Below are 15,653 nucleotides of genomic sequence, written 5' to 3'. Positions count from 1 at the left end.
ACGGAAAACACGGAAAGCACGGACAATACCCAATACAAATGGGGCACAAACCGGAATCTACCCCGTCATCCCGGCCTGCGCCGGAATGACGGGAAATTCGTCAAGTAGCCAATTAAACCCCAATTCCCCATATGTCCGTGCTTTCCGTGTATTCCATGGCCATTATTCACCAGATAAAAGGACCCTGACATGACAGCAGAACGCGTCGTCGTCGATCCCATCACCCGCATCGAGGGGCATCTGCGCATCGAGGCCGAAACCGATGCTGACGGCAGCATCACCCAGGCCTACAGTTCCGGTACCATGGTGCGTGGCATCGAGATCATCCTGCGCGGGCGCGATCCACGCGATGCTTGGGCCTTCGCCCAGCGCATCTGCGGTGTGTGCACCCTGGTGCACGGCATCGCCTCGGTGCGGGCAGTGGAGGATGCGCTGGATTACAGCATTCCGCCCAATGCCCAGCTGATCCGCAACCTGATGATCGCCGCCCAGTACGTGCACGACCATGTCATGCATTTCTACCACCTGCATGCCCTGGACTGGGTGGACGTGGTCTCCGCACTCAAGGCCGATCCCAGGGCGACCTCGGAACTGGCGCAGTCGATCAGCAACTACGCCAAATCCTCACCCGGCTATTTCAGCGACATCCAGAAGCGGGTGAAGACCTTCGTCGAGTCCGGCCAGCTCGGCATCTTCGCCAACGGCTACTGGGGCCATCCGGCCTACAAACTGCCGCCCGAGGCCAACCTGATGGCGGTGGCGCATTATCTGGAGGCGCTGGAATGGCAGCGTGACGTGGCGCGGCTGCATGCCATCTTCGGCGGCAAGAATCCGCATCCCAATTTCCTGGTCGGTGGCACGCCTTCCGCCATCGCCATCAGCGCCGGCGGCGACGGTGCCGGCCGCCAGCGCCGCTTCCGCGGCGGCGCCGAGGGCACGGCCATCAACACCGTCGGCCTGCAGAAGGTAAAGACCATCATCGAGCGCATGCGCGATTTCGTCGATCAGGTCTACGTGCCCGATACCCTGGCCATCGCCGGTTTCTACAAGGACTGGGCCTTCCAGGGCGAGGGCATCGGCAATTTCATGACCTACGGTGACTTCCCGGAACAGGGCATGGACGATCCCTCCAGCTATCTGATTCCCTCCGGGGTGATCCTGGACCGCGATCTGTCGCGCGTCTACGAGGTGGACCTCAACGCCGAGGACCAGATCCAGGAGTTCGTCTCCCATTCCTGGTACAAATACCGGGACGGCAAGGACGTCGGCCTGCATCCCTACCAGGGCGAAACCGAGCTCGATTACACCGGTCCCAAGCCGCCCTACGACCAGCTCGATGTGGAACAGGACTATTCCTGGATGAAATCCCCCCGCTGGCGCGGCAAGCCGGTGGAGGTCGGGCCGCTGGCCCGGGTGCTGATGCTCTATGCCCGCGGTCATGAGCAGACAAAGGATCTGGTGCACATGACGCTGAACAAGCTGGACCTGCCGGTCGAAGGCCTGTACTCCACCCTCGGCCGCACCGCTGCCCGCACCCTGGAGACCAAGATCATCGCCGATGCCATGGGCACCTGGTACGACAACCTGATCGCCAACATCAAGGCCGGTGACGTGAAGACCTTCAACGAGACCAAATGGGAGCCCTCCACCTGGCCGAAGAAGGCGCAGGGCGTGGGTTTCATGGAGGCGCCGCGCGGGGCGCTGGCGCACTGGATCGTGATCGAGGACGAGAAGATCGCCAACTATCAGGCTGTGGTGCCCAGCACCTGGAACGCCGGCCCGCGTGATGCCGAGGGCAACGACGGTCCCTACGAGGCCGCCCTGGCTGGGCACAAGCTGCATGATCCCAAGCAGCCGATCGAGATCCTGCGCACCATCCACAGCTTCGACCCCTGCATCGCCTGCGCGGTGCATGTCACCGATCCGGAGGGGGAGGAACTGGTCAAGGTGAAAGTAAGGTGACGGCCGGGGGCGGGCGAATGGCCCATACCGGCCGTCATTGCGAGGAACGAAGTGACGCGGCAATCTCCATCAGGTTGCTTCTGCGGTACGAGATTGCCACGCTACGCTCGCAATGACGTGGTTTTATCCAACCCCGGCAGAAACAGGGTTGCAGGCACTGGAATTGCCCGCTATCCCTGTACTGGAATTTTCACGCAACGAGGTGAAACGATGACACGCTCCACGACGCAATGGCTGATCGCGATACTGTCACTGGCAACGGTTACGGGCGCTCATGCCCATGAAGGCCATGCCGTGACGACCACGCCGGGTGACAGCCTGCTGCACTGGCTGACGCATCCGGATCATATCCTGCCCCTGGTCGCTGGCGTTGCCCTGGTGGTCGTTCTGGGCGGTCTGCTGGTCAGGCACTTCAGACGCTAGACGCGGGTGGCTGTCAACGCTACGTCTCCGGTCCGACGCGGCTTCCTGCCACGGGAGGCGTTCGATACGCTGCTGCGGGCCCTCGATGGCGCCGGTTATGACTGCATCGGACCGCGGGTCGACGCTGACGCCATCCTGTATCGCGAGGTGAGCGCCGGCGCCGATCTGCCACAGGGGATGGAGGAGACCCAGGCACCGGGCCAGTATCGCCTCCGGGAAACCGGCACGCCGCGCTGTTTCGCCTGGGCCTGCGGACCGCAGGCGCTCAAGCCGCACCTGTTTGCCCCGCGCGAGCCCTTGTGGCGAAGCGAGCGCGACAGCGAGGGCCGTTTGCAGTTCCGGTCCACCGCGCCCGAGCCGCGGCCGCTGGCCGTGATCGGTGTGCGCGCCTGCGATCTGGCCGCGCTGGCGCTGCAGGACCAGCACTTTCTCCGGGCGGGCAGTACGGACCCTTACTATGCGCGCCGTCGCGAGGGCCTGTTCCTGGTGGCGGTCAATTGCACCCATCCCGCGGCGACCTGTTTCTGCGTATCCACCGGCGACGGCCCTCAGGCCGGCGATGACTGCGACCTGGTGCTGGACGAACTGGATGATGGCTATGCCGTACGCGCCGCCAGCAGTAAAGGCGAGACCATCGCGCAGCAACTGCCGCTGCAGGCAGTGACCGAGGCGCAGCAGGCGCAGATCGACCGCGAGCGCGAGGCGGCCAGCACCGCCCAGTCGCGCGCCATGCCCGCCGGCAATCTGCGCGAGCATCTGTTCAACGCCTGGGAGCATCCGCGCTGGGCGCAGGTGGCCGAACGCTGCCTGAGTTGCGGCAACTGCACCTCGGTGTGTCCCACCTGTTTCTGCCATCAGCAGGTCGACGTCCCGACGCTGGACGGCAGCAGCGCCACCCACTATCGGGAATGGGACTCCTGCTTCACGCAGAATCACAGCTACATCCACGGCATCACCCTGCGGCCGGACACCCGCTCGCGCTACCGCCAGTGGCTGACCCACAAGCTGGGCAGCTGGCATGACCAGTACGGGCGCAGCGGCTGCGTGGGTTGCGGCCGCTGCCTCACCTGGTGCCCGGTGGGCATCGACATCACCGAAGAGGTGAGCGCGCTGTTGAAGGAGGCCGGCACATGAACGCCTCCCTGCAGGTGCCCTGGCAGGCCGAGGTGGTCAGCCGGGTGCAGGAGACCCCCAGCGTATTCACCCTGGGGCTGAAGCTGGATGACCCGGCCGCGCCCGCGCCCTACCGCTTCGCGCCGGGGCAGTTCAACATGCTCTATCTTTACGGGGTGGGCGAGGTGCCTGTCTCGGTGGTCTCCGATCCCGAGCACGACGATGAGATCCAGCACACCGTGCGCGCCGTCGGCCGCGTCACCCACGGACTGGAGGCGCTGCGTCCCGGCGACCGGATCGGCCTGCGCGGACCGTTCGGCCGCGGCTGGCCGCTGGAGGCGGCCGCCGGCCGTGATCTGCTGCTGGTCACCGGCGGACTGGGCTGCGCGCCGGTGGTCTCGGTGATCAATTACGTCATGCAGCGCCGCGAGCGCTTCGGCCGCCTGGCCATCGTCCAGGGCGTGAAGCATATGGACGACCTGATCTGGCGCGAGCGCTACGAGGCCTGGAGCGGCCGGCCGGACACCGAGGTCCAACTCGCGGCCGATGTCGCCGGCAGCGGCTGGAACTGGCACGTCGGCCTGGTCACCGACCTGTTCGACCGGCTCACCATGCCGATCGATCAGGCCCTGGTCATGCTGTGCGGGCCCGAGCCCATGATGATCGCCGCCATCCGCCGGCTGCTGGAACTGGGTGTGACGCCCGAGTCGATCTGGCTCAGCATGGAGCGCAACATGCAGTGCGCCGTGGGCCTGTGCGGCCACTGTCAGTACGGCAAGGATTTCCTCTGTCGCCAGGGACCGGTGTTCAACTACCCCGAGATCAGCGGCCGGCTGGGAGTGAAGGGGTTTTGACAACCGAGTTCAAGAGCGCCACGGAATACACGGAAGACACGGAATGTCTGGGATTGCCATTGCCGTGGCGCTGCGCGCCCGGCAATGGCGACTCGGGTTTCACATGCATATTTTCCGTGCTTTCCGTGTATTCCGTGGCGCTCTTATAAAAAAGGCGTATCGCTATGGATGAATCAACCGCCAAACCGAAAGTCGCCGTGCACAAGTTCAGCTCCTGCGACGGCTGTCAGCTGGCCTTCCTGGACATGGGCGAGGACCTGCTCACTCTGTCCGCCATGGTCGATATCGTCCATTTCGCCGAGGCCGGCATGCTGGACGAGAACACGCCGGTGGATGTCGCCTTCGTCGAGGGCAGCCTCAATACCCGCCATGACCTGGAACGCATCCAGGCCATACGCAAGAACAGCCGCTTCCTCGTCACCATCGGCGCCTGCGCCACCGCCGGCGGGCTGCAGGCGCTGCGCAACTTCACCGACGCCGATGCCTGGCACAGTGCGGTCTACGCCACGCCCGAATACCTGGACAGCCTGACCACGGCCAGCCCGATCAGGTCCGCCGTGCACGTGGATCTGGAATTGTGGGGCTGTCCGGTCAACACCCGCCAGGTGACCGCTGCCGTGCGCGCGCTGCTGAGCGGCGTCACCCCGGCGGCGGAGCAGGACAAGGTATGCATGGAGTGCAAGCGTCGTCAGGCCGTGTGCGTCATGGTGGCGCACGGCACGCCCTGCATGGGCCCGGTGACGCGCACCGGCTGCGGCGCCCTGTGCCCGAGCTTCGAGCGCGGCTGCTATGCCTGCTACGGCCCGGCCGAGAATCCCAATACCGATGCCCTGTCGCACTGGTTCGAGGGGCTCGGGCTGCTGCCCGAACAGCTGCGCGAGCAGTATCACGGCATCAACAGCCAGGCCGAACCCTTCACCGCGGCCGGCAACAGGTACCGCAAATGACAGAATCGAAAAAAATCGCGGTGAAGGTGCCGGTGCTGGCCCGGGTGGAGGGCGAGGGCGCGCTGGATCTGGCCATCGAGAACGGGGCCATCACCGAACTGAAGCTGGAGATCTACGAGCCGCCGCGCCTGTTCGAGAAATTCCTGGAGGGCTGCGAGGCCCAGTCAGTGATAGACCGGGTGGCGCGCATCTGCGGCATCTGTCCGGTGGCCTACCAGATGAGCGCGGTGCACGCCTACGAGAAGGCCTGGGGGGTGGAGGTCGCGCCCTGGGTGCGCGACATGCGCCGGGTGCTGTACTGCGGCGAATGGATCCAGAGCCATGCCCTGCATATTCATTTACTGGCCGCGCCGGATTTCCTCGGCTTCGAGTCGGCCACCGCCATGGCCCGCGACTATCCCGAGCAGGTGCGCCGCGGCCTGCGGCTGCAGGGGCTGGGCAACGAGCTGATCGCCCTGTTCGGCGGCCGTGCCGTGCATCCCATCGGGGTCAGGGTGGGCGGTTTCCACCACGCCCCCGAAGCGCACAAGGTCGCGGCCATGGTCGGTGAGCTGACCGCGGCCCGCGTCGAGGCCGAGGCGCTGCTGGACTGGCTGTTCACCCTGGAACTGCCGGCGGACGAACAGGACTTCGTCAATGTCGCCATGCGCCATCCGCAGGAATACCCGATGAACGCCGGACGCATCGTCTCCAGCGCCCGCCACGACCTGGACCCGGAGGACTTCGAACGGCACTTCCGCGAATTCCAGGCGCCGCATTCCACCGCCCTGCATGCCCACCTGGACGGCCGGCCCTACCTGGTCGGGCCGCTGGCGCGGCTGAACCTCAATGCCGACCAGCTGCCGGGCGAACTCACCCAGCGCCTGGCCGCCGCCGGCATCGAACTGCCCAGCCGCAACATGTATCACAGCATCATCGCCCGCGCGGTGGAACTGCTGTATGCCATCGACGAGGCCCTGCGGCTGCTGCGCGACTACCATCGCCCGGACAAGGCGTATGTGGAATCCACCCCGGGCCCGGGAACGGCGGCCTGGGTGACCGAGGCGCCGCGCGGCATTCTCTGGCACCGCTACCGCCTCGACGACCGGGGCCGGGTGCAGGCCGTTACCATCGTCCCGCCCACCAGCCAGAACCAGGCCCGTATCGAGGAGGACCTGCGGCTGGGCCTGACCCGCGCCGGCCTGGACCGCGACGAGGAGGCCCTGCGACGCCAGGGCGAGATGATCATCCGCAACTATGATCCCTGCATCTCCTGTGCGACCCATTTCCTGCGCCTGAGTGTGCGGCGCTGAGGCGCCGCGCCCTGCCCATGTACCGGTTTGCGCCCGCAACAGTTTCGGGTCGTGCGGTCCGAAGCACCGATCTGTGTTTCGCCCTGTTGTTCGCCTCGGTACTGCTGACCGCTCCCGGGCAGGTGGTGGGTGCGGTCAATGACGCCCCGCCGCCGCCCTGGCCGTCCATCGGCCTGGCGCTGGGATCGGGTGGGGCAGGAGGACTGGCGCACATCGCCATGCTGCAGGTCTTCGATGATCTGTCGATCCGCCCTGATCGCATTGCCGGCACCAGCATCGGGGCGGTGATCGGTGCCCTCTATGCCGCGGGCCTGAGTGCGCAGCAGATCCGTGACATCTTCGCCGAGTTCGGCGGTTCCAGCCTGGATGCCCTGTCCCGGCTGGCCGACCCGGATGCCGGGCTGACATTCGCCGACTTCGTCGAGATCGATATCGACAACGGCGGGCTGATCGACTCAGGCGGCTTTCTCGACTTCCTGGCAGAGAAGATCGAGGCGCGAACCTTTGCGGAGTTGGAAATCCCGCTGGAGATCGTCGCCACGGATTACTGGAGCGGCCAGACGGTGGTGCTGAAGGAGGGTGATCTGTTTGCTGCAATCGGGGCGAGCATGGCGGTGCCCGGCCTGTTTGCGCCGGTGCCGCGTGGCGAGCAGCTGCTGATCGACGGCGGGACCTCGGATCCGCTGCCGTTCGATCTGCTGGAAGGTCGGCATGCCCTGATCGTCGCAATCGATGTCTCCGGTTCACGCCGGGACGGCGGACAGGATGAGGTGGAATGGAATCGCCTGGTCTTCAGTACCTTCGAAATCATGCAGCAGTCCATCATCGCGGCGCGGATGCGTGCCTGGAAGCCGGATATCTACATCAAGCCGGATACGAGTGGCGTGCGGCTGCTGCACTTCAATCGCATCGACAGGATTCTCGAGCAGGCCGGACCGGCAGCGCGCACGTTGAAGCAGCAGCTGCTGGAAGCCCGGAAAGCAATGACTGAATAAACGCCGCCGGGTTCTATCTGGCCGATTTGGGGCCGACCAGCAGCCAGACGATGAAGCCGACCAGCGGCAGGATGAGCAGCACCAGGATCCAGGCCACCTTGGCGCCGGTGGAGGCGGTGCTCTGGACTGTACTGACAATGGCCCAGATGATCAGGATGAGAAGGATCAGGCCAAGCAGGCCGCCGACTTCGATGCCCATGTGAGTTCCCCGCTGGTGGTTGCTGTTTTCCAGACCGCAGGATAACAGGAATCCGGCGCGGTCTCAGCCGGACGGCCGGATCCGGGCCCGCTGCAGGATCTCGCTGACCAGCCGCTCCAGATCCACCTCGGTCGAGGTGTCCACGACTATGCTGATCCGGCGTTCGTCCCCGGTCAGCGGTTCCTGGTGTTCCAGCTGTTGATCGAGTACCGCGAGATCGGCCTCGGAGGGATCGCCGCCGCTGCGGGCGCGGGCCTGGATGCGCTGGCGCAGTACGGGTTCGGGCGCGGCCACGTCGAGGATCACCAGCGGGATGCCGGCCACCTGGGCCAGGCGCTGGAAATTCTGCCGTTGCTCGCGCATGAGGAAGGTGGCGTCGACGAACACCGGCAGGCCGGCGTCGACGATGCCATAGGCCAGTGCCTGGAGGCGCTGGTAGGTCTTGCGCGTGAGCGAGGGGCTGTAGGCGTCGGCGCCCTGCGCATGGGTGGAGTCCAGCGGTGACAGGCCCAGCAGACGCTTGCGTTCCACATCGGAGCGGATGCGGATGCAGTTGCAGGTCTCGGCCAGCTGCTGGGCCAGCCGGCTCTTGCCGGAACCCGACAGCCCGTGCATGAGCACGATGGGGGTGGCGCCGTGGTTCTGGGTATAGGCCCGCGCCAGCTTCAAATGGCGGACTAGCTGGTGACGGGCCGCTTCGGCGCGCTCGGTATCGTCCCGGTGCTGCTCGCACTCGATGGCCGCGACCTTGGCCCGCACCATGGCGCGGTAGACGCGGTAGTCGTTCAGCAGCGACAGCCCCATGTAGTCGTTGGCGTATTCCAGGTATTCGTTCAGAAAGCGCCAGGCCAGGTTATGCTGCCCCTGATAGTCGAGGTCCATCAGCAGGAAGGCGATCTCGCTCAGGGTGTCGATCCAGCGCAGGTCGGGGGAGAACTCCAGACAGTCGAAGATCTCCACCCCGCCGTCGATGTCGACCATGTTGGCCAGGTGCAGGTCGCCGTGGCATTCCCGGATCCAGCCCTCGCGCCGGCGCTGCTCCATGTCGTCCTGATGCTGCTCTAGCTGGGTTTCGGACCATTCCCGCAGCGGTTCAAGCTCGGCCAGCAGGGCCGGTTCATCGATGCGGGCGTCGATCTGATTGAAGTTCTCGCGGATGCGTTCGGCGATGCCCTCGAAGCTGCCGTAGCCGCTGTCCGGCGGCGCCGGCGGCAGGCTGCGGTGAAAGGCCGCCAGGGTCGCGGCCAGCTGGTCGATGTGGTCGGTAGTGAGTTCTTCCCTGGCGGCGAGCCGGTCCAGACGACGCGTATCGTCGAACTGCTTCATCTTGAGCGCATATTCGATCGGCTCCCCGGTGCCGCCGAGTTGCGGGTCTTCCGGTGTGCCGGTCACCGCGACCACATCGAGATACAGCGCCGGGGCCAGGCGACGGTTGAGTTCCAGTTCAACCTCACAGTCCTCGCGGCGTTGTTCGAGGGTGCTGAAATCGAGAAATCCGAGGTCGACCGGCTTCTTGAACTTGTAGGCGATGCCGCCGGTGAGCAGAATATATGAGATATGGGTTTCGATCACGCGGAAGTCGCCGACCGGATGCGGAAAGCGCTCGGCTGACTGCAACGCAGTTATGATAGTCTCCAGTCTGGATGCGGTAGCGCTCATGCAGCGGTCCGGCCCGGCGCCCATGTGCGGACGCGAATATGTGTGTCAACGCTGTTTCTGATATCCAGACATCCTACGTCGCGGCCGGGAGGCCGCATTGACCGGAGTCAAGCTTGGCGCATTTACAGGAGCAGGCAGGGGTTTTCGGCGTCGGTTCCGCCCAGGGCGTGGATGCCCTGGGCTGGGCCGCGATTGATTATCTGCGCACCGCCCTGTCCGGGCATCCGGCCGTCGAGTCTGTCCGCTGGCATGTCTGCCGCACGCCGGCGGACATGCTGCCGCACTGGGACGCTCTGGACCGGGTCATCCTGCTGGATGCCATGCCGGTGACAGGCCCGGACGCCGGCCCGCGCTGGGTGACACTGCAGGCACTGGAAGCGGCCGGCGGCCTTTCCTCACATGGCCTGGGTATCCGCGAGGTGGTCGAACTGGCGGCGGCGCTGGAGTTGCGGCCGCGGCTGTCCATCCTCGGGCTGGTGGTGGATCCGCAGGCCGGTCAGACGCCGGCCGACTGGCTGGCGCAACAGGGGCCGGCGCTGACGCGGATGGTGGCGGCACGGTTGCAGGGTATGGAGTCAGACGAAGCCTTGTAGGTTGGGTTAGCCCGCAGGGCGTAAGCCAACGTTCAGGCCTGTTCGTTGGGTTATGGCGCTGTCGCGCCTAACCCAACCTACGGTGTTCCAGACCTCCTCGTTCCCTGGATGTCAGGCCGGGTTAAGCGCAGCGTTCCCCGCACGCTTCCGGGTATGGCGGTGCAATGAAAAGTCAGCAGATCCGCGGCAGCGGATCGTCCTCGAGCTCCTCCAGCAGCCGTTCGCCGCCGATGCCGGTCTCCAGCAACACCCGGTCGGCGCCGGCCTCCAGGGTGCCGATCAGGCAGGCCTCGCTGCCCTCGGGCAGGGCCTGCCAGCGCGCCAGCAGGGCCTCGGCCTGCGCCGGCGCGACCACCGCCACCACCCGGCCCTCGCAGGCCAGGTACAGCGGGTCATAGCCTAACATTTCGCACACCGACCGTACCGGATCGCGCACCGGCAGCGCGGCCTCACGCAGACGCACACCCAGGCCGGTGGCGCGGCTGATCTCGTGACAGACGCTGGCCAGCCCGCCGCGGGTGGGGTCGCGCATGAAGCGCAGTCCGTCCAGATCACGCGCGGCGCGGGTGAGCGGCAGCACGCTGGCGGCATCCGAGCGCAGATCGCCGCGCAGGCCGAACTGCTCGCGTGCCAGCATGACCGCAATGCCGTGATCGCCCACCGGGCCGCTGACCAGGACCGCATCGCCGGGCCGGATCCGGTCCAGCCCGAGTACCGGGCCGGGCAGGGCCAGGCCGATGCCGGTGGTGGCCAGGTACAGGCCGCCGCCCTCGCCACGACGCAGCACCTTGGTGTCGCCGGCCACCACCTGTACCCCGATGTCCCGCGCCGCCGCGGCCAGGCTGGCGATCAGTCGGTCCAGCAGCGCCAGTTCCAGCCCCTCCTCGATGAAGGCGTTGAGGCTGAGGTACTTCGGTTCGGCGCCGGCCACGGCCAGATCGTTGGTGGTGCCGTGCACGGCCAGGGAGCCGATGTCACCGCCGGGGAATTCCAGCGGCTGGACGGTGAAACCGTCGGTGGTGAACAGGCAGTGCGCATCACCCAGTTGCAGCCTCACGGCATCGGCCTGCACGTCCAGGGCCGGGTTGCCGAGATGACGCTGGAACACGGATTCGATCAGTTCGCGCATGAAGCGGCCGCCGTTGCCGTGGGCCAGAGAGATGTAGGTATCGTCGTTCATAACCCTGTTGGGGAAACGCTGATCAGAAGACCGGAGATATGGCGACGCTGGTACAGCGTCATTCCCGCTTTCGCCGCATGACGGATGGGTCAGGGCGTCCTCAATCTTCTCCGCACCGACTCCCGAGGTAATCATACACCTGTCCCGCACTGATGCCGGCATCATTGCAGGGCAGCTGCCTGCAGAGCAAGACCTGAAAGCCTGCGTCCTGCAACTGGCGTTGCGCCAGCTCGGTCAGCAGACGGTTCTGGAACACCCCGCCGGTGAGACCGACACGGGTGAAGGCATGCACCCCGGCCGCGCGCCGGGCAAGGTCACGGATGGCGGCAGCCAGGCTGGCGTGAAAGTCGGCGGCGCGCTGTGCCGCCGGCCGGCCGGCGTCGCGCAGACGGGGCAGCAGGGGCGCCCAGTCGAGCTGCCAGGGCAGGCTGTCGGTGTTCAGCGGCAGCGCCAGCGCCTCGCCCGGGCAGTTCGCAGCCGCCTGTTCCAGCCACATCGGCCCCTGGCCCTCATAGCTGGCCGTCTCCAGCAGTCCGGTCAGACTGGCGGCGGCATCGAACAAGCGACCGGCGGCGCTGGTGGCCGGTGCGTTCAGGCCGCGCTGCCAGGCCTGGCGCAGCAGATCCGGTGCCGGCACCGGTGGGGTGTAGCCGACGCCGCTTTCCCAGCACAGGGCCGCCGCCGCCCGCCAGGGCTCGCGTCCGCCGCGGTCGCCCCCGGGCAGACGGAACGGGCGCAACCGGGCCAGATGCCGCCAGTCGCCGGGCCGGCCGTAGAGGGCCTCGCCGCCCCACAGGCTGCCGTCGGCGCCGTAGCCGGTGCCGTCCCAGGTAAAGACCAGGCAGGGCTCGTCGATGCCGTGTTCGCCGCACAGGGCGCTGGCATGGGCATGATGATGGAACACCGGCGTGACCGGCAGCTGCGTCTCACAAGCCCAGCGGTGGGTGGTGTAATCGGGATGGGCGTCGCACAGCAGTCGTGCGGCGCGCACGCCATAGAGTGCCTGCAGGTCCGTGACCAGCTGTTCGAACACGCTCAGACTGCGCCGACCACCCATATCGCCGATGTGGGGTGAGACAATCAGGCGCCGGTCCCAGGCCAGCGCCAGGGTGTTTTTCATGTGGGCGCCCACGGCGAGCAGCGGTTCGGGCACGGGCCGGGGGAGTTCCAACTCCAGCGGCGCGTCGCCGCGGCCCAGTCGCAGCGGGCGCACGGCACCGGCGATGGGCCGCTGCACGCTGTCATCGGCCGGGCGCTGGATGGGCCGGTTGTGATGCAGAAAGCCGTCCGCGATCCCGGACAGCCGGGTATCCGCCTCGGCGTTGTCGGTGAGCACCGGCTCGCCGCTGAGATTGCCCGAGGTGGCCACCAGCGGGGCGCCGACCGCCTCCAGCAGCAGGCTGTGCAGCGGCGAGCAGGGCAGCATGACCCCCAGTTCGCGCAGCCCGGGCGCCAGTGCCTCCGGCAGAGTGGCCTGCGGCGCGCGCGGCAGCAGCAGGATCGGCCGCTGCGGGCTGCGCAGACGGGCCAGGGTCTCCCGGCTGCAGCTGACCTCCTGCTGCAACAGGGTGTCGTCATCCGGAAACAGCACGGCCAGCGGTTTGTGCAGCCGCGGTTTGCGCGCCCGCAACCGTTCGATGGCGGCCGGGTCGGCGGCGGCGCACATCAGGTGATAACCGCCGATCCCCTTGACTGCCAGCACGGCGCCGTCGCGCAGCGCGGCTGCCGCGGCCGTCAGCGCCGCTTCACCTTCGGCGGTTGCGGCCGTGGCCATGCCAGGCCGGTAGCTCAGCCAGGGGCCGCAGACGGGACAGGCGATGGGTTCGGCATGAAAGCGCCGGTCGGCCGGCTCGCGGTACTCGGCTGCACAGGCCGGGCACAGGTCGAAGCCGGCCATGGTGGTGTTGGGCCGGTCATAGGGCAGGGTGCGGATGAGGGTGTAGCGCGGCCCGCACTGGGTGCAGTTGTTGAACGGATAGTGGTAGCGGCGGTCGGCCGGATTGCGGATCTCGGCCAGGCACTCGGGGCAGGCGAAGTGATCAGGCGGGATATGGATCCAGGGCCGGGCGTCGGACCGGCTGGGCTTGATGCGGAAGTTCTCCAGCCGCTGCCAGGCAAGCGACTCGCGCGCGGCGATGCGCGGTGCGGCGGCAGGCGGGGCCTGGGCAGTCAGCGCCTGTTCGAACCGGGCCAGCCGACCGGACTCGCCCTGGCCCAGGATCTCGACCTGGCCGGAGCGGTTGCGGATCCAGCCGTGGATGCCGTGTTCGAGCGCCAGACGATAGACGAAGGGACGGAAGCCCACGCCCTGGACGCGACCGGTGAGCAACCAGCGAAGGGTCTGAAGGGATGGGGACACGGGCGATAGTCGCGGCGACCTGCCTCGATCAGTGGCAACCCTGCAACCTTCGCATCGATCAATGCGCCGCGCAAGCGGCGGCCGGAAACGAAAACGCCCCGGCCTGGACCGGGGCGCCACGGTTCTGTCTGCAGACAGCCGCCGTATCAGAGACTGCGGTCCGTCTCCTGCTCCAGCCGGTACTGCTTGACGGCCAACTCGGCCTGTTCGCGGGCCTTGGTGGCCAGCTTCATGGCCTCGTCCTTGTTGCCCTTCTTGGCGGCTTCCTGAGCCTCATTGAAGAATTTCTCGGTATCGCGCCAGATCCAGTCGTTGGACTTGGCCTCGGCGATGGCGGTCGCGGCCTGATCCAGGGCCTTGTCGACCGAGCCGGCGACGGCGGTGAGCGGCAGGGCACTGCCCAGGGCCAGGCCGGCGGCGAGGGCGAAAGCAGAGGTGCTGTGGGTCATGCGCATAGTGTCAACTCCTTGTATTGCTGGTGGTTTTGTGGTGCGTATTGTTGTGGTGCGCGGTGGCGGGCGAGCGCTGCATACCGCGCGGCTTGTAAGGTAGAGACGAATCAGCGGCGGCAGGTATTCCCGCCTCTGTTTCAATCGGGGATGGCGCTGAGACTGCGGCCGCGAATCCCCGGGGCGCCGCCTGCCCGTCTGATTATAGAGCCCGGGCGGCGCTTCATCAGCCCCGCCGGCCCGGCTCAGCGCATCAGCCCGCTCAGGGTGTCGACGATCTCGGGCTTGTCCCACTCCAGGCCGCCGAACAGGCCGTAGCGGATCCTGCCCTCGGGATCGAGAATGAAGGTGGTCGGCACGGCCGTGATCATCCATTGCGAGACCACTGTGCCGTCCGGGTCGAGCAGCACGGGGAAACTGACGTCGATATCGTGCTTGTGCAGAAAGCCCTCGACCTCGTCGCGCGGCTCGGCCATGTTCACCGCCAGGATGGCAAACCGCTCCTCGCCGAGCTTGTCGCTGAGCCGCTGCATGGAAGGCATTTCCTTGATGCAGGGCGGGCAGTAGGTGGCCCAGAAGTTCACCATCACCACCTTGCCCCGGTAGTCCTCCAGGCTGTGGCTATTCCCCTCCAGGTCCTGCAGTGCGAAGGCGGGCAGCGGCTCGCCGCGGTATTCCATCAGTTCGTCGGCCGACAACGGCGGGGCGGTCAGTGCCAGTATCAGGAGGAACAATCGCAGCATCATGGGGCCTCCATCTGCTTGAGTTGTTGCAACGCCTGTTCCACCAGTTCGGGCAGGCGCCGGGCCATGGCGCGTTCCGCCTCGGTGGCGTCCTCGCGGTCGTAGAAGTGACCGCGCACGCCCGGCAGCAGTTCCACCCGCACCCGGCTGCCGCCCTGTGCCAGCGTCTGCCTGAGCTTGTCGACCCAGAAGCGGGCCGGGGTGTTGGTCGGTTGCATGATCACGATCGGCAGCCGGGTCTGATGCACCACCGGCAGGTAGTCCATGGGCTGGCCGGGTTGGGGGTTGCTTGCATTGAGCATCGGGTAGAACAGGATGGCGCCGCCCAGTCGGGTGTCCTCCGGGCGCTCGGCCTGCCAGATGCGCGCGCCGCGCAGCGCCGGCACGGCACCATAGCCGCTGGCGATCAGGATGATGCGTTTGTCGGTGGTTTCCACCGCATGCCGGATCAGCCGGGCCACCTCGCGGCCTTCCAGGCTGCGCATGCTGCTGGGCGCGATGGGCAGGAAATGCGCCCCCAGCAGGTCGGCCATCCAGACCTCGATCCCGCGCCGCGACAGCACCTCACCGGCCTGCGCCTCGGCCCGGCCCAGGCCCAGATCGCAGGGGAAGCCCAGCAGCAGGGTGTCGCCCCCGGCGCTGAAACGGCGCAGGTCCATGTCGATGCCGTCGCCGAGCCGGATGCGCTCGATTTCGGCCTCCGCGTACACCGCGGGTGCGAGCAGGAACAGAGACAACAGCAGGACGAGGCGGCGAAGCAAGACAGACTCCCAATCGCTTGCAGACTGGAGAGCAATATCCTAGCACAACGGTCGCGCACCACGGCGCAATCCGCCCTGAACCGTATTGAGCATGCGAACCATTATCACCACTGCCATCGATCGG

The 15,653-nt window shown here is 66.8% G+C and carries 15 protein-coding genes; 8 read left to right on the top strand and 7 right to left on the bottom strand.

The features are described from left to right. Positions 1–189 precede the first annotated feature (189 nt). The 7 genes from CFK21_RS11145 to CFK21_RS11120 all read left to right on the top strand — a co-directional run bounded on the left by CFK21_RS11145 (position 190) and on the right by CFK21_RS11120 (position 7,586). Complete coding sequence (locus tag CFK21_RS11145) at positions 190–1,962, top strand: nickel-dependent hydrogenase large subunit (protein ID WP_096366725.1); 1,773 nt, start codon at positions 190–192, stop codon at positions 1,960–1,962. 210 nt (positions 1,963–2,172) lie between these two features. After that, positions 2,173–2,385, top strand: coding sequence for a hypothetical protein (locus tag CFK21_RS15290; RefSeq protein ID WP_157745630.1), 213 nt, complete (start codon positions 2,173–2,175; stop codon positions 2,383–2,385). Between the two features lie 6 nt (positions 2,386–2,391). Further along, complete coding sequence (locus CFK21_RS11140) at positions 2,392–3,519, top strand: 4Fe-4S dicluster domain-containing protein (RefSeq protein WP_096366724.1); 1,128 nt, start codon at positions 2,392–2,394, stop codon at positions 3,517–3,519. After that, the gene (locus tag CFK21_RS11135; protein WP_096366723.1) at positions 3,516–4,352 is read left to right on the top strand and encodes an FAD/NAD(P)-binding protein; all 837 of its coding nucleotides are present in this window, start codon (positions 3,516–3,518) and stop codon (positions 4,350–4,352) included. Before CFK21_RS11140 ends, CFK21_RS11135 begins: the two co-directional genes overlap by 4 nt. A gap of 164 nt (positions 4,353–4,516) precedes the next feature. Next, positions 4,517–5,299 carry a sulfhydrogenase subunit delta gene (locus tag CFK21_RS11130; RefSeq protein WP_096366722.1) on the top strand — a complete coding sequence of 261 codons (783 nt, stop codon included), beginning with the start codon at positions 4,517–4,519 and terminating at the stop codon, positions 5,297–5,299. After that, positions 5,296–6,591 carry a Ni/Fe hydrogenase subunit alpha gene (locus CFK21_RS11125; protein ID WP_096366721.1) on the top strand — a complete coding sequence of 432 codons (1,296 nt, stop codon included), beginning with the start codon at positions 5,296–5,298 and terminating at the stop codon, positions 6,589–6,591. Before CFK21_RS11130 ends, CFK21_RS11125 begins: the two co-directional genes overlap by 4 nt. 17 nt (positions 6,592–6,608) lie before the next feature. Further along, on the top strand, positions 6,609–7,586 hold the full coding sequence (locus tag CFK21_RS11120; RefSeq protein ID WP_096366720.1) for a patatin-like phospholipase family protein: 978 nt from the start codon (positions 6,609–6,611) through the stop codon (positions 7,584–7,586). 13 nt (positions 7,587–7,599) lie between these two features. On the opposite strand, the gene CFK21_RS11115 is transcribed toward CFK21_RS11120, so the two are convergent. Both CFK21_RS11115 and CFK21_RS11110 read right to left on the bottom strand, forming a co-directional pair. Next, complete coding sequence (locus CFK21_RS11115) at positions 7,600–7,785, bottom strand: PLDc N-terminal domain-containing protein (RefSeq protein ID WP_096366719.1); 186 nt, start codon at positions 7,783–7,785, stop codon at positions 7,600–7,602. Between the two features lie 63 nt (positions 7,786–7,848). Next, the gene (locus CFK21_RS11110; RefSeq protein ID WP_231971501.1) at positions 7,849–9,444 is read right to left on the bottom strand and encodes a bifunctional aminoglycoside phosphotransferase/ATP-binding protein; all 1,596 of its coding nucleotides are present in this window, start codon (positions 9,442–9,444) and stop codon (positions 7,849–7,851) included. 113 nt (positions 9,445–9,557) lie between these two features. On the opposite strand from CFK21_RS11110, the gene CFK21_RS11105 reads away from it, so the two are divergent. Beyond that, positions 9,558–10,037, top strand: coding sequence for a hypothetical protein (locus tag CFK21_RS11105; RefSeq protein WP_096366717.1), 480 nt, complete (start codon positions 9,558–9,560; stop codon positions 10,035–10,037). Between the two features lie 172 nt (positions 10,038–10,209). Here CFK21_RS11105 and hypE read toward each other — a convergent pair whose 3' ends face one another. The 5 genes from hypE to CFK21_RS11080 form a co-directional block, all read right to left on the bottom strand. Then, complete coding sequence (hypE, locus tag CFK21_RS11100; RefSeq protein ID WP_096366716.1) at positions 10,210–11,217, bottom strand: hydrogenase expression/formation protein HypE; 1,008 nt, start codon at positions 11,215–11,217, stop codon at positions 10,210–10,212. Positions 11,218–11,317: 100 nt separating this feature from the next. Further along, positions 11,318–13,576 carry a carbamoyltransferase HypF gene (gene hypF, locus CFK21_RS11095; RefSeq protein WP_096366715.1) on the bottom strand — a complete coding sequence of 753 codons (2,259 nt, stop codon included), beginning with the start codon at positions 13,574–13,576 and terminating at the stop codon, positions 11,318–11,320. A 146-nt stretch (positions 13,577–13,722) separates the two neighbouring features. After that, entirely contained in the window at positions 13,723–14,031 is a 309-nt protein-coding gene (locus CFK21_RS11090) for a hypothetical protein (RefSeq protein WP_096366714.1), read from the bottom strand. A 239-nt stretch (positions 14,032–14,270) separates the two neighbouring features. Next, positions 14,271–14,771 (bottom strand): TlpA disulfide reductase family protein, encoded by a 501-nt coding sequence (locus tag CFK21_RS11085; RefSeq protein ID WP_096366713.1) that lies wholly within the window; start codon positions 14,769–14,771, stop codon positions 14,271–14,273. Further along, on the bottom strand, positions 14,768–15,529 hold the full coding sequence (locus CFK21_RS11080; RefSeq protein ID WP_096366712.1) for a hypothetical protein: 762 nt from the start codon (positions 15,527–15,529) through the stop codon (positions 14,768–14,770). The genes CFK21_RS11085 and CFK21_RS11080 overlap by 4 nt, the downstream gene beginning before the upstream one ends. Between the last annotated feature and the right edge of the window lie 124 nt (positions 15,530–15,653).

Origin of the sequence: Thiohalobacter thiocyanaticus (assembly GCF_002356355.1) — a bacterium.
GTDB classification, from domain to species: Bacteria; Pseudomonadota; Gammaproteobacteria; order Thiohalobacterales; family Thiohalobacteraceae; genus Thiohalobacter; species Thiohalobacter thiocyanaticus_A.
The sequence above is the reverse complement of the archived record's forward strand: the minus strand, read 5'-3'. Positions and strand labels throughout refer to the sequence as shown.